11 protein-coding genes and 1 pseudogene are annotated in these 12,626 nt (G+C 32.2%); 1 reads left to right on the forward strand and 11 read right to left on the reverse strand.

The window, feature by feature from the left end:
- Positions 1-50: 50 nt before the first annotated feature.
- From ACTTBL_RS05575 to ACTTBL_RS05605, 7 genes are all read right to left on the reverse strand, one after another.
- Complete coding sequence (locus tag ACTTBL_RS05575; RefSeq protein WP_075505835.1) at positions 51-1,211, reverse strand: TRAP transporter substrate-binding protein; 1,161 nt, start codon at positions 1,209-1,211, stop codon at positions 51-53.
- 135 nt (positions 1,212-1,346) lie between these two features.
- Complete coding sequence (locus tag ACTTBL_RS05580; RefSeq protein ID WP_440643981.1) at positions 1,347-2,420, reverse strand: ABC transporter ATP-binding protein; 1,074 nt, start codon at positions 2,418-2,420, stop codon at positions 1,347-1,349.
- Complete coding sequence (locus tag ACTTBL_RS05585) at positions 2,413-3,492, reverse strand: ABC transporter ATP-binding protein (RefSeq protein ID WP_440643982.1); 1,080 nt, start codon at positions 3,490-3,492, stop codon at positions 2,413-2,415. The genes ACTTBL_RS05580 and ACTTBL_RS05585 overlap by 8 nt, the downstream gene beginning before the upstream one ends.
- Positions 3,492-4,340 (reverse strand): carbohydrate ABC transporter permease, encoded by an 849-nt coding sequence (locus ACTTBL_RS05590; protein ID WP_023854615.1) that lies wholly within the window; start codon positions 4,338-4,340, stop codon positions 3,492-3,494. The genes ACTTBL_RS05585 and ACTTBL_RS05590 overlap by 1 nt, the downstream gene beginning before the upstream one ends.
- Positions 4,341-4,343: 3 nt before the next feature.
- Positions 4,344-5,207: a carbohydrate ABC transporter permease gene (locus ACTTBL_RS05595; protein ID WP_440643983.1), complete on the reverse strand. Its 864-nt coding sequence runs from the start codon at positions 5,205-5,207 to the stop codon at positions 4,344-4,346.
- Between the two features lie 74 nt (positions 5,208-5,281).
- Positions 5,282-6,811: an extracellular solute-binding protein gene (locus tag ACTTBL_RS05600; protein WP_240704622.1), complete on the reverse strand. Its 1,530-nt coding sequence runs from the start codon at positions 6,809-6,811 to the stop codon at positions 5,282-5,284.
- Between the two features lie 35 nt (positions 6,812-6,846).
- Positions 6,847-7,908: an NAD(P)-dependent alcohol dehydrogenase gene (locus ACTTBL_RS05605; RefSeq protein WP_023854612.1), complete on the reverse strand. Its 1,062-nt coding sequence runs from the start codon at positions 7,906-7,908 to the stop codon at positions 6,847-6,849.
- Positions 7,909-7,967: 59 nt separating this feature from the next.
- Here ACTTBL_RS05605 and ACTTBL_RS05610 point away from each other — a divergent pair, with 59 nt between their 5' ends.
- Entirely contained in the window at positions 7,968-9,140 is a 1,173-nt protein-coding gene (locus tag ACTTBL_RS05610; RefSeq protein WP_440643984.1) for a GAF domain-containing protein, read from the forward strand.
- A 6-nt stretch (positions 9,141-9,146) separates the two neighbouring features.
- Here the strand turns inward: ACTTBL_RS05610 and mmsB are convergent, their stop codons facing one another.
- From mmsB to ACTTBL_RS05630, 4 genes and pseudogenes are all read right to left on the reverse strand, one after another.
- Positions 9,147-10,061: a 3-hydroxyisobutyrate dehydrogenase gene (mmsB, locus tag ACTTBL_RS05615; protein WP_145596702.1), complete on the reverse strand. Its 915-nt coding sequence runs from the start codon at positions 10,059-10,061 to the stop codon at positions 9,147-9,149.
- 1 nt (position 10,062) lies between these two features.
- Positions 10,063-11,016 (reverse strand): 2-hydroxyacid dehydrogenase, encoded by a 954-nt coding sequence (locus ACTTBL_RS05620; protein ID WP_145596700.1) that lies wholly within the window; start codon positions 11,014-11,016, stop codon positions 10,063-10,065.
- A gap of 5 nt (positions 11,017-11,021) precedes the next feature.
- The gene (gene glcF, locus ACTTBL_RS05625; protein WP_440643985.1) at positions 11,022-12,311 is read right to left on the reverse strand and encodes a glycolate oxidase subunit GlcF; all 1,290 of its coding nucleotides are present in this window, start codon (positions 12,309-12,311) and stop codon (positions 11,022-11,024) included.
- Positions 12,311-12,626: pseudogene (locus ACTTBL_RS05630) on the reverse strand (FAD-binding protein); the annotation flags it as partial. The gene glcF and the pseudogene ACTTBL_RS05630, both read right to left, overlap by 1 nt.

A 12,626-nucleotide genomic window follows, 5' to 3' on the forward strand; every position in this document is an offset into this window, starting at 1 on the left:
TAAAAAAAAGGGGGTTTTTCAACCCCCTTTTAAATTTATTTTGAAGTTAATTAGATTTTAACTTTTTCAATTGGACCAAACTCATTTTCATAAGCTAATTTATAGTTCGGTTGATTCATCAACAGATACTTCATAGTTCTCTTAGCGTATGCTTTTTGTGAGTCTACTACTTTCTTGAAGAAAGCGTCTTTAGCAGCAAACTCTCCTACAACTTTATCCCAGCCTTTTAATTGCTCAGCTAAAATTGCATCAGATGTTTGGTAAACGTTTACCTTATGCTCATTCATCAACTTAGCAAGGTCAGTTGAATATCTAACCAATGCTTTGAAGTAGTTATCCGAGTTTGCAGCGTAAGCAGCATTTCTCAAGATAGCTTGATGAGCTGGTGAAAGGCTATCGTATCTTTTCTTATTAATCGGCACTTCAAACATTTCCTGAGATTGGTGGAAACTTCCTAAGTGATAATGTTTAGATACGTCTTGCATTCCAAACTGTGAGTCTGATGTTGGATTGTTAAACTCAGCAGCATCAATCAAACCAGTTTTCATCGCTGGTTGGATTTCACCACCTGGTAACTGTCTTACAACCATTCCCATAGCAGTTAAAACGTTAGTCGCTAGACCAACAGTTCTATACTTCATACCTTTTACATCAGATACTTTAGTTACGTTCTTTTTGAACCAACCAAAAGGCTGTGCAGGCATTGGCATATGGAAGAAACCGTAGTAATTAAATCCTACGCTTTTTACAGCTTCATCGTATAAAGCTCTTCCTCCACCATACTCCATCCATCCCATAACTTCTTGAGATGACATTCCGTATGAAGGACCTGTTCCGAAAAGAGATGCAGCAGGGTTCTTTCCGTACCAGTATGCTGTCACCCAGTGACCCATATCTACTACTCCAGAACTAACCGCCTGACCAATTTCAGAAGTTTTTACAACTGCTCCAACTGGTTGGACGTCAATTTTTAATTTGCCATCTGACATATCGCTAACCATTTTCGCATAGTCTGACGCCATTTCGAAAAAGATGTTAGCACCTGATGGCCAAGCAGCTTGCATTTTTAAAGTAACGTGACCGTCACCTAAAGCAATGTTTGGCATAGCTACTGCTGCTGCTGTTGCTGCACCAGTTGCTGCCGCTGCTTTGAAGAACTTTCTTCTTGAAGGAGTTTTAGAACTCTTCAAAGATTTCTTATTCTTAATCATTTATTCTCCTCTAGTTAATTAACTTGTTGAGAAATAAAACATATTTTCAGATTAGAGTCTTTCTAATTAGTGGATCAAAGTGACCCATATTGAACAATTTTAAAAAAAATTTTCAATTAACAATAGAATTTAATTTTAAATTAACTTGTTTTCCTCATAAACGCAGCATTTCTCAGCAGGTATATGAAGCTTAACATTCTGACTTGGTATTTCAGTCTCTCGGTTGACTTTTGATTTAATTATAAAATCTCCCATTTTAGCAGTGATTAATTTATAGTTTCCAAGATCCTCAACCTTTTCAACATTAACATCAACTAAGTTTTCATTTTGATTCTGAGCAATTTTAATGAATTCCGATCTAATTCCTAATTTAATATTTTTTGTTTTTAAATTAGATAAATTTGTATGGGTTTTAATTAAAGTATTATTAATCTTTACACTATTGTTTGAGAAAGCTTCACTTTCAAATAAGTTCATAGCTGGAGATCCAATAAAGTATCCAACAAATGTTGTATTAGGTCTTTCAAAAAGTTCTTTCGGAGAACCAGTTTGAACTACCTCTCCTTCGCTCATGACTATTATGTTATCTGCAAAAGTCATCGCTTCGTTTTGATCGTGCGTTACATAAACTAATGTTGTTTTGTATTGCTCATTAATTTCTTTAAGATTTCTTCTTAATCTAAATTTTAAATCTGGATCAATAACAGTTAAAGGTTCATCCATTAAAACTGCGGCAACATCCTCTCTTACAAGGCCTCTTCCTAAAGATATTAATTGTTTTTGATCAGCTGTTAATTTTCTTGCAGGAGAATTTAGAAAAGATTTTAAATTTAAAGTTTCGGCAACTGAATTAACTCTTTCATCAGTTTTACTTTTAGAAAAATCTCTACATTTGAGTGGGAATGCCAAATTTTCATAAACAGTCATAGTATTATAGATAACCGGAAATTGAAAAACTTGAGCAATATTTCTATCTTCTGTTTTTAAGTCTGTAACATCTTTGTCATCAAAAAGTATTCTTCCAGCAGAAGGTCTAACTAAGCCAGATACAATATTTAGCATTGTAGTTTTTCCACATCCAGAAGGACCTAAGATTGCATATCGATTTCCATTTTCCCATGTCATCGAAAAAGGATTTAAAGCATAGACTGGATTTGGATCATTTGGATTGTATGAGTGAGATATGTTACTTAAATCGATTTTAGCCATTCAAACCTCCAAAAGGTGAAGATGCTAATTTTCCATCAGCATGAAACGCATAAGCTCTGTCAATTTTAAAATTAATTTTTACTTTATCGTGTATCTTAAAGTTAAGAACTTCTTCTATTGAAACTATAATTTTTGTGTCTCCTCTTTTTAAATGTAACAATGTTTCTGAACCACTAATTTCTGCAAGCTCAACTTCAAATTCATGACCGTTTTCGTTTAATTCAATATCAGAAGATCTCAATCCAATTTTTAAACCATCTTCAGTTAGTTTAGATAAATGTTGTGGAGCTTCTACATCTATTCCTTCAAATTGAATATTATTATCTGAAATTTTAGCTTCAATAATATTCATTGGCGGATCATTAGAAATTTCAGCAACTTTTAATGAGTTTGGATTTTCAAATATTTCCTTTGCTGGACCAACTTGTAAGACTTTGCCTTCATCTAAAACAATAACTTCACCATTTAATTCCATAGTTTCCCTTGGATCAGTAGTTGAATAAATTAATATTGTTTCATCTGCTAACCCTTTAGAAAATAGGTTCTTAAACTCTTCTCTAAGTTGCTCTCTCAATTTATAGTCTAAATTTACTAATGGCTCATCTAGCAACAGTATTTTAGCGTTTTTGACTAAAGATCTTGCAAGCGAAACCCTTTGTTGCTGCCCTCCAGAAAGCTCTTGGATCTTTCTATTTTCATAACCTAACAAGCCTACAGATTTTAAAGCGTCCATTACTTTTTCTTTAATAATACTTTGATCTATTTTTCTTTGTTTTAAAGGAAAGGCTATGTTTTCAAAAACATTTAAATGAGGATAGTTTATGAATTGCTGATAAACCATTGCCACATTTCTTTCCCAGACAGGAATTTTTAAAAAGTTTTTACCATCAAATTCAATTTCACCACTATCTGGCGTTAAAAGACCAGCTATTGTTTTTAATAAAGTTGTCTTGCCAGATAATGTTCTTCCTAGAATTGTATATAGATTCCCTTCTTTAAAATTAAACGATACTTCGTTTAAATGATATTGATCATCAGGTTTGTATGATAAATTATTAGCAACTAAATCCATTACTTAATAGCTCCTGATAAATTTCCTTTTGATAAGTATCGCTCAACTATAAATGCAACAATAATTAACGGTGCTACTGAAACTAAAGCTGATGCAGATAAGCTCCACCAAGGAGTTACTGATGAATTTAATGCAACAATTTTAACAGGTAATAACTGTACCTCTGTAAATGTTAAAATAAAAGCAAAGAAAAAATCAATCCATCCAAAAATTATGCAAAACATTCCTGCTACAATTAAACCAGGTATTGAATTTGGTAAGACCACTTTTAAAAATGCTTGATAAGGGTTGCAACCATCAATCAGAGCTGTCTCGTCAATTTCTCTTGGAACTTTATTAAAAAAGTCGACCATAATCCAAACTGCTATTGGCATTAATAAAACAATATAAACAACAATTAGCCCGGTCAGACTATCTAATAAATTTATTGAACTTAAAAATAAAAAAAATGGAATTGACAAAACAATCGGCGGCATAATTCTTTGTGAGATAAAGAAAAAAGTAATATCATTATTTTTTACAAACCCTGCCTTAAATGTGTATCTTGATAATGCATAAGCAGACAATGTTCCAAGAATAATACTAATTAAACTTGCAGTACAAGTTACAAACAAACTATTAAAATATGGTTCAATTATATCTACTCCACCTTTGGCTGGAGATTTAATTAAAACCTTCCAACCTTCTAAGTTTGGCTCAAAATCAACCCATGGAATATATGTTACTCCTCCATTAACAGACTGAAAATCTTTGAAAGATGTTGTTAAAGCCCAAAGAAAAGGAGCAACTACAAATACTGTCCAAACAACAATAAAAAAATATTTCAAAAAGATATATAGTTTATTCATTGTTTATTCTTTTAATAAAACTTTAGTTAATACTTTTGCTATAATAGTTAGACTTATGATCATGATTATTAAGTAAGTAAATGACATCGACGCTGCATAACCCATCTGAAATTCTCTCAATCCTTTAATAAAGATATAAAAACTTGAAGTTTCGGTAGCAGTGCCTGGACCACCTGAGGTCAATACATAAACTGTATCCATAATCTTTGATGCCTCGATTAACCTTATAATTATTGCTCCAATTGAGATCGGGGCCATCAATGGAAATGTTACATAAATGAATTTTCTAACTGGACTAGCACCATCAATCGCAGCAGCCAAAAATGGTTCTTTAGGTAATGATAACAACCCTGCTAATAAAAGTAAAAACATGAATGGTGTCCATTGCCATACCTCAACTATAATTACTGTAAATTTTGCAATAACTGGATCTGTCAACCACTTGGGAGCTACACCAAAAACTGATAACAAATCATTTACCGGTCCTAAAGATTCATGAAAAAAAGTTCTCCAAATAACTGTCATGATCACTGGAGTTGTCATCATTGGAACTAAAAAAAGAACTCTAAAAAATCTTTTAAATTTAATATCTTTCCAAACCATATGTGCCAATGCAAAACCAATCACATATTGTAAGATAACTGTTGTGACTGATAAAAAACTTAATCTAAAAAATGACTCCCAAAATCTTGGGTCATCAGTGAATAATCTTATGTAATTTTCTAATCCTATGTAATCTAAACCAGGATTATAACTATTCCATCCTGATAAACTTAATCTAACTACGAAAATAATTGGAAAAATTAATATTCCTATCAACACAAATAAACCTGGAAACAGGAAGAAATATTTATGCTTAAAATTCATTTATATAAAAAGGATTATATTACTTTTATTATATGTGGCCATTTTAATTAATGGCCACATAAAGTATTTTATAATTATAGCTTGTTGTCTTCCATTTTAACACCAACAGCATAGGCATCTTGAACTGCTTTTTTACCTACTCTGCTTACAATTGCTTCCCACTCTTTAGCAACTTCGTCTAAAGCTTCTTGAGGAGATAATTGTCCTGCTAAAGCTTTTGAAGTTCCTGTGGCAACAGCACTTGTAAATTCAAATACACCTGGAACTCTTAGAGGGAAAACTCTGTTATTACTTTTTTCCATATCTAAAAGTGTTTGAGTGTAACTGTTAGCGATCTCTGGATCCCAACCCATACTATTAATATAAATGTTAGGGTCAAAGTCTGAGTTTTTAAATGGGTTAACACCAAATCTACCAATAGCTAAATCAGCTTGGTGGTTTGCACCATTAGAAAAGAAGCAAAGATAATCAAACGCCATATCTTTTACTTTACTTTTCTTAGCAACACCTACAGCCCAACCCCAAACAATGTAAGGAGCTTGGTTGTATTGGTTTTCCCAGCTATTTGTAACTCTGTTCCAAACTCTATCAGCGCCTGGAAGTGGAGCTGCACCAACTTTATTTTTAATTGGGCTATCATCTTGCATTGCTGCAATAAATGCATCGTCCCAAGAGAAACTAAATAAAGTTTGTCCACCACCAAATGATCCGATTTCATCACCTAGACCAAAGTTAGTTCCTCCTGGAGGAACATATTTAGTAGCTTCAACCCAATCAGTTAATGCTTCAACAAAACCTGGGTTATTGATGTTTGGTTTCATAGTTTCTAAATCAAAAAAGAAACCACCTGGAGTTCTAGGGTTTTTAGCATAAGCAACTGATCTGCTGAAAAAAGCTGCAAACATTAAGTCATCTTTTTTCATAACTTCAGCTGAACCATATTCTTTTTCACCATCTCCATCCCAATCCCAATCATTGAAATATTTAGCCATTTGAGCGTATTCTTTCCAAGTTCTTGGAACTCTTAACTCATTACCTGTGTCAGCTTTATATTTCTTCTGCATTTCTGGATTATCAATGACATCTTTTCTGTATTTTAGATAATGTCTGTCACCATCAACTGGGTATTGGTACATAGTTCCATCCCAAGATGATACACCCATGTGAGATTTTGTTACGTCTTTCATCTCAGGTGAGTTCATATACTTCTTAGGAACTGGTGCTAAATATCTTTTCCAGTCATTAATGAAGTTAGAAAATCCAAACACGACATCGTAAGGAGCTTGTCCAGCTTGGAAAGGAACCATTGCTTTTGAGTACAAATCACCTGCTGGTGTATGTGTAACTTCAACTTTTGCACCAGTTAATTTCTCAAACTGTTCAGCGTGTAAAGCTGTTGGCTCACCCATTACCGGTATTGCGTGAGTATTTATTTTAAGAGTTTTTCCTTTGTAATTTTTCTTAGACATCTTCTCATAAGAACAGTCACCAGGAATATCTCCTGTAGCTTTGATATGTGGAAACTGATCGCTCCACTTATCAGCATATGCCATAGGACTAAATATCATCAAACTTGATATTAAAGCCGTCAAGCAAGTTTTCATTATTTTCATTATTACCTCTCTCTTCCTTTACTTAATTACGGAACTAAAACAGCTCTTCCCTTAACCTTACCGTCGTTAAGATCATGGAGCGCTTTATTAGCATCGTCTAATTTATATTCTTGCATGGATAGCTTCACTTTTCCTCGATCAGCTAACTCCATCAATTCATATAACTCAGACCACGTTCCCACTAAATTACCTACGATTGTTTTTTCAGAAATAATTAAATCAACTGCTAATGATTTAATTTCTTCTCCGTAACCAACAATGTAGTAAAAACCACCATTAGAAGTCATTTGAATTCCCATGGCAGTAGATCCTTTTTCACCTACGAAATCGATAACAGCTTCTGAACCCTTTCCTTTAGTTAGTTCTTGAACTTTTTCAATTTCGTTTCCATCAATTAAAACTCCGTGATCACCACCGAGTTCCATTGCATGTTTTAAGGCTGTTTCAGATTTCTCAACAATAATAATGTCAGCTGCACACATCGCTTTCAAACATTGAATAGCAATATGTCCTAAACCTCCAGCACCAATTATCGTACAGCTTTGACCTGGCAATAAATGTCTAGTTGCCTTTTTAACAACTCTATAAGCTGTAAGACCTGCATCTGAAAAAGGTGCAACATCTTTAGGTGCTAAAACTTTTGGAAGTTTAATTAAATTTCTAACACTTGTTTTTAATAACTCTGAGTATCCACCTTCTTTAATACTTAATCCAGGAAATGCTCCAGCAGCAGCATGCATATCATTACCTCTTCTGCAGTCCAAACATGTACCACCTGTTCCTGAAATTAATGGATGTAAAATAACTGGATCACCTTTTTTAAAATCAGTTACGTCTTTACCAACGTCCTCTACCCATCCAGCATTTTCATGCCCCATTACACACGGTAATAAAGTTCCATCTGGATCTTGAATATGTTTCCATACTCCTTCAATAATATGTAAATCTGTTCTGCAAACTCCTGCAGCACCAATTTTAACAATTACATCTGATGCCTTCTCAATTTTTGGATCTGGCATTTCTTCGCCTGTAACCCAAACTTTTTCTTTCATTTCTGGGTCATACTTGTGCAAAACCTGTGCTTTCATCGTTTTCTCTCCCTTTTAATTTTAAAACCTTATTAAAAAATCGAAGTCCAATGGAGTCAATGCCGCTTTTAAGTGTCCAAATAGTTTACAAATACAACCTGTGGTTAGTTGTTGAACACTTTAATTTTATTTATCTTTCAAAAATGGGAAATTTATCTTCAACAAGTAAAGAATTTAAAAATATTCTAAAAAAAAGAGGAATGATGTCCTATGAGATGGGCAAAGAAATTTCTGATAGCTGGTCGAGGTGTATTGCTGAGGGGCTTAATCCGTTTCAAGATCCAAAACAAAGCGTCGTATCTTCAATTGAATTAAAGGAGATTAAAGAAAAAAATGATGCTCTTAGAAAAATAGTTATTCCTGAATTAGAACTTTTATACTCTCAAATTGCAGGTACTAATTTTATGGTCGCGTATTCAGACGAGAATGGTTTGGTGCTTGATACAATTTATGATAAAACTTGTCTTCAAACAGATGTAGGTAAAACTGTTATACCAGGATCTATTTGGGCTGAGAAAGTTTGTGGTACAAATGGTTTAGGATTATCCGTTGAATTAAAAAAACCAACAATAGTTTCTGGAAAAGAGCATTTTTTTATAGCACATGAAAATATATCTTGTTTCGCAAGTCCAATAATCAATTATGATGGTAAAACTATTGGAATTATAGATGCCTCAACTGACTATATGTCAAGAGAACAACACACTCTGGCTTTAGTGAAACTTGCAACTAGAAGTATCGAAACAAAGTTATTTTTAAAAAAATTTGAACATGAATTGATTTTATCTTTTCATCCTAGACAAGAGTATTTATCAACAACAAGTGTTGGGTTATTAGCTGTAAATGGAGATGGCTTAATCGTAGGTGCAAATTGCAATGCAAAAATAATGCTTAATGGATTGGTTGACCTAAAAAATGAAAATTTTAATAAAATTTTTACTAACTCATTTTCATCTATTGCATCAGATTTATTAAATAATAAGACATTAAAAATTACTGATCATTTGGGTTCATCAGTGTTTGTGGTTAAAAGTCAAATTTTTAAAGAAAACAAATTTATTGAAGCAAAAACAGAAAAGAAAATATCTGCATGTAAAAATTGTGAAGATACTAAAATTAAAAGAGAAAAATGTGTTTTGATTAGATCAACATTTAACGAAACAAATAATATTTCTGCTGCATCAAGAAAATTGGGCGTTTCAAGAACAACAATTTATAAACACTTACAGTAGATCAAATTAATCGATAGGATAGTCCCAAGCACTGCCACCTATAACTTTGGAAATAGCTGAAAAATCTTTAGTATCGTTTCCATCTTTGCAAAATTGGTCATAAATTTCTAAAGCCATTTTTCCTAATGGTGTTTCTGCATTCACACTCTTGGCACAATCATTTGCAAGTTTAAGATCTTTATTCATCATTCCTGCAGAGAAACCTGGGCGATAATTATTATTAGAAGGTGTACCATCAATTAAACCAGGTAAAGGAGGATACACTGAAATTGGCCAACTGTTACCAGATGCATTTTTCATAATTTCATGAACTTTTTTAATATCTATGTTTAATCTTTTTGCTAACATTAATGACTCTGAAGCAGCAATCATTGCAATACCTAAAGCCATGTTGTTACAAATTTTGGCACCATTACCACTACCTAAATCACCTGCATGAAATATATTTTTTCCCATAATTCTTAATAAAGGAAGCGCTTTTTCAAATGCTTTTTTCGATCCACCAACCATTATATTTAAAGTTGCTTTTTGGGCTCCCATTACTCCACCACTAACTGGTGCATCAATCATTTCTATTCCTATTTCTGAAGCTTTTTTTCCAATTTCAATAGAAGTTTGAATATCAATTGTTGAACAATCAATTAGCAAACAATTTTTTGATACTTTATTTATTATTCCATTATCTCCTAAATAAACTTCCTTAGAATGCTTACCCTCTGGAAGCATGGTTATAACTGTTTCTACATCATGTGTAATTAGGTCATCTAAATTTTCAATTGTCTTAAGATTTTTATCTTTTGCAATCTCAAGCATTTTTTTTGAAACATCAAAAACTTTTACAGATTTTCCTGCCTTCATTAAATTTTCAGCCATTGGACAACCCATGTTGCCAACACCAATGAAAGCTATTGATTGAGACATTTTAATTTACTTTATTGATACAGTTTCCAGTTCTAAAAAACTCATCTAGATTATCAACTGCTAAATTTCCCATTGCAATTCTTGTATCTTTTGTTGCACTCCCCAGATGAGGTAAAACAAAAGCACTTGGAATTTTTAAATAACCAGGATTTAAATTTGGTTCATTTTTATAAACATCTAATCCTGCTGCATAAATTTTTCTTCTATTCAATGCATCAATTAAAGCTTCATCATCAACTATATCGCCTCTTGCAACATTAGTTATGACAGCACCTTTAGGAAAATACTCAACAGTCTCTTTATTAATTAAGTTCTCTGTTTCTTTTGTGGCTGGACAACAAATTGATAAAACATCTGAGACTGAAAAAAGACTTTTTATACTGTCATGATATGTTGCACCTTGTTCTTTATCTTCACTTAATTTTGAACGATTATGATAATGAATAACCATACCTAAAGATTTTGCGATTTTTGCAATTTTTTGGCCAATACGACCCATACCTAAAATTCCTAATCTTGTTCCCGTTAATTGTTTTCCAATTAAATAATCAGCAGACCATTTCCATCCACCTTCTTTTGCAGACTCAATTCCTTCGGAAGCTCTTCTACATGCTCCTAAAATTAATAAAATTCCAATTTCTGCTGTTGCATCTGATAAAACTTCTGGTGTATTTGTTACTGCTATGCCTCTATTTTTTGCTGCCTCTAAATCAATGTTTCCAAATCCAACTGCAAAATTAGAGATAATTTTTACTGAGTTTGGTAATTGATTAATAGTTTCTGCATCTAATTTTTCAGTTAATGATGATAAAATTCCATCACATCCTTCACTCATTTCTATTATTTTTTTTTGAGAATAAAGTTCATCATTAGTATTAAACTTCGCATCAAATAATTTAGAAGCTTTATCTTCACTTTCTCTTATTAAACGTCTTGTAATTAAAACTTTTTTCATAAATCCTATTTTAAAATTTCAGGTTTTGGTCCGCCTGTGTACCAATCTAAAACTTCAATTGTATGTAATATAGGAACTTTAGTACCATGAGAAATTTGGGTAATACAACCAATATTTCCCGTAGAAATAAAATCAGGATTTAAACTCTCTATATTATTAACTTTTTTCTCTAATAATTGTTTTGCAATTTTTGATTGTAAGATGTTGTAAGTTCCTGCTGATCCACAACATATATGTCCCTCTGGTATTTCCATTATTTCATTATTAGTTTTTTCAAGTAAAGATATTGGTTGAGCATGAACTTTTTGCCCATGCTGCATTGAGCATGCAGAGTGATATGCAACCTTATATTTTTTTCCTTTTGATTTTATATCTAATTTTAAACTATCAAAAATATATTCAGATATATCCCTTGTTAAATCAGATATCACTTTAGCTTTTTTACTAAGCTCTTTATCATCTCTAAAAATAAATCCATAATCTTTCATAGTCGTTCCACAGCCTGATGTGTTTGATAAAATTGCATCTAAATTACCTTTTTGATGCTCCTCATACCAAGTATTAATATTATTTTTAAAATCTTGATGAGCATCTTCCTCTTTTCCTAAATGATGATTTAATGATCCGCAGCAACGAATTTTTTTTGGAACAACTACCTCAACACCATGCCTATTTAATAATCTTATTGTTGCTTCATTTATTTGAGGAGATATTTCTTTTTGTACACAACCAGTCAATAATGCTACCCTTGCAACTTTCTTTTTACCTGAAGCTTTATAAACTTCTTTAATTGGCAAATTTTTTTTTGGAAAACTACTTGGCATCAAATTGATCATATCTTTAATCCTTGAAGGCATTAAAAATTTAAAAGGTTTACTTAATTTAACTAAAAAACTTGATAGTCTGAAAACTTTAGTGTTTGGAAGGGTAATAGATAAAAAATATCTAATTAATTTATCAAAAGTAGATCTTTCATAATTTTTTTCGATATATTTTTTTCCATGATCAATTAGATGCATGTAATTAACACCAGCTGGACATGTAGTCATACAGCTGTAGCATGAAAGACATCTGTCTATATGTTTAACAACTTTTTCAGTTGGCTTTTTATTATTTTCCAACATATCTTTAATTAAATAAATTCTCCCTCTAGGGCCATCTAATTCGTCTCCTAAAATTCCATACGTAGGACACGTTGCGTTACACATTCCACAATGAACACATTTTTTAAATATTTTTTCAGAAGACTGATTGTCTTTATCTTTAAGTTGAGTTTCTGTGAAATTTGTTTGCATTAAAAGTCCTTATACATTTTTCCAGGATTAAATAATCCTCTAGGGTCAAAACTTTCTTTGATTTTTTTTGTTATCATTAACTTTGTGTCATCAATCGTAAATAATTTTTCTGTAAATTCAAAATCCTCGGATTTTTTAATTATTGTTACATATCCGTCATTTTGAATTATTGTATTTTTTACTTCTTTTATATTTTGATCACCAGGTACCTCAATCCAAAATAATGCCCCAGACCAATCAATAAAATATCTGTATTTATTTTTGAGAAAACTCATCATTTTTTCAGACTTTGAAGGAGGCACAACTGCTCTTAAA

Source organism: Candidatus Pelagibacter sp. HIMB123 (genome assembly GCF_052048195.1).
In the GTDB taxonomy this organism is placed as follows: Bacteria; Pseudomonadota; Alphaproteobacteria; order Pelagibacterales; family Pelagibacteraceae; genus Pelagibacter.

What these genes read in the sequence shown, in the direction of transcription:
- ACTTBL_RS05580 (WP_440643981.1), bottom strand. Translation starts at nt 2,420, where the DNA reads ATGGCTAAAATCGATTTAAGTAACATATCTCACTCATACAATCCAAAT.
- mmsB (WP_145596702.1), bottom strand. Translation starts at nt 10,061, where the DNA reads ATGTCTCAATCAATAGCTTTCATTGGTGTTGGCAACATGGGTTGTCCA.
- ACTTBL_RS05595 (WP_440643983.1), bottom strand. Translation starts at nt 5,207, where the DNA reads ATGAATTTTAAGCATAAATATTTCTTCCTGTTTCCAGGTTTATTTGTG.
- ACTTBL_RS05620 (WP_145596700.1), bottom strand. Translation starts at nt 11,016, where the DNA reads ATGAAAAAAGTTTTAATTACAAGACGTTTAATAAGAGAAAGTGAAGAT.
- ACTTBL_RS05575 (WP_075505835.1), bottom strand. Translation starts at nt 1,211, where the DNA reads ATGATTAAGAATAAGAAATCTTTGAAGAGTTCTAAAACTCCTTCAAGA.
- ACTTBL_RS05590 (WP_023854615.1), bottom strand. Translation starts at nt 4,340, where the DNA reads ATGAATAAACTATATATCTTTTTGAAATATTTTTTTATTGTTGTTTGG.
- ACTTBL_RS05585 (WP_440643982.1), bottom strand. Translation starts at nt 3,492, where the DNA reads ATGGATTTAGTTGCTAATAATTTATCATACAAACCTGATGATCAATAT.
- ACTTBL_RS05600 (WP_240704622.1), bottom strand. Translation starts at nt 6,811, where the DNA reads ATGAAAACTTGCTTGACGGCTTTAATATCAAGTTTGATGATATTTAGT.
- glcF (WP_440643985.1), bottom strand. Translation starts at nt 12,311, where the DNA reads ATGCAAACAAATTTCACAGAAACTCAACTTAAAGATAAAGACAATCAG.
- ACTTBL_RS05605 (WP_023854612.1), bottom strand. Translation starts at nt 7,908, where the DNA reads ATGAAAGCACAGGTTTTGCACAAGTATGACCCAGAAATGAAAGAAAAA.
- ACTTBL_RS05610 (WP_440643984.1), top strand. Translation starts at nt 7,968, where the DNA reads ATGCCGCTTTTAAGTGTCCAAATAGTTTACAAATACAACCTGTGGTTA.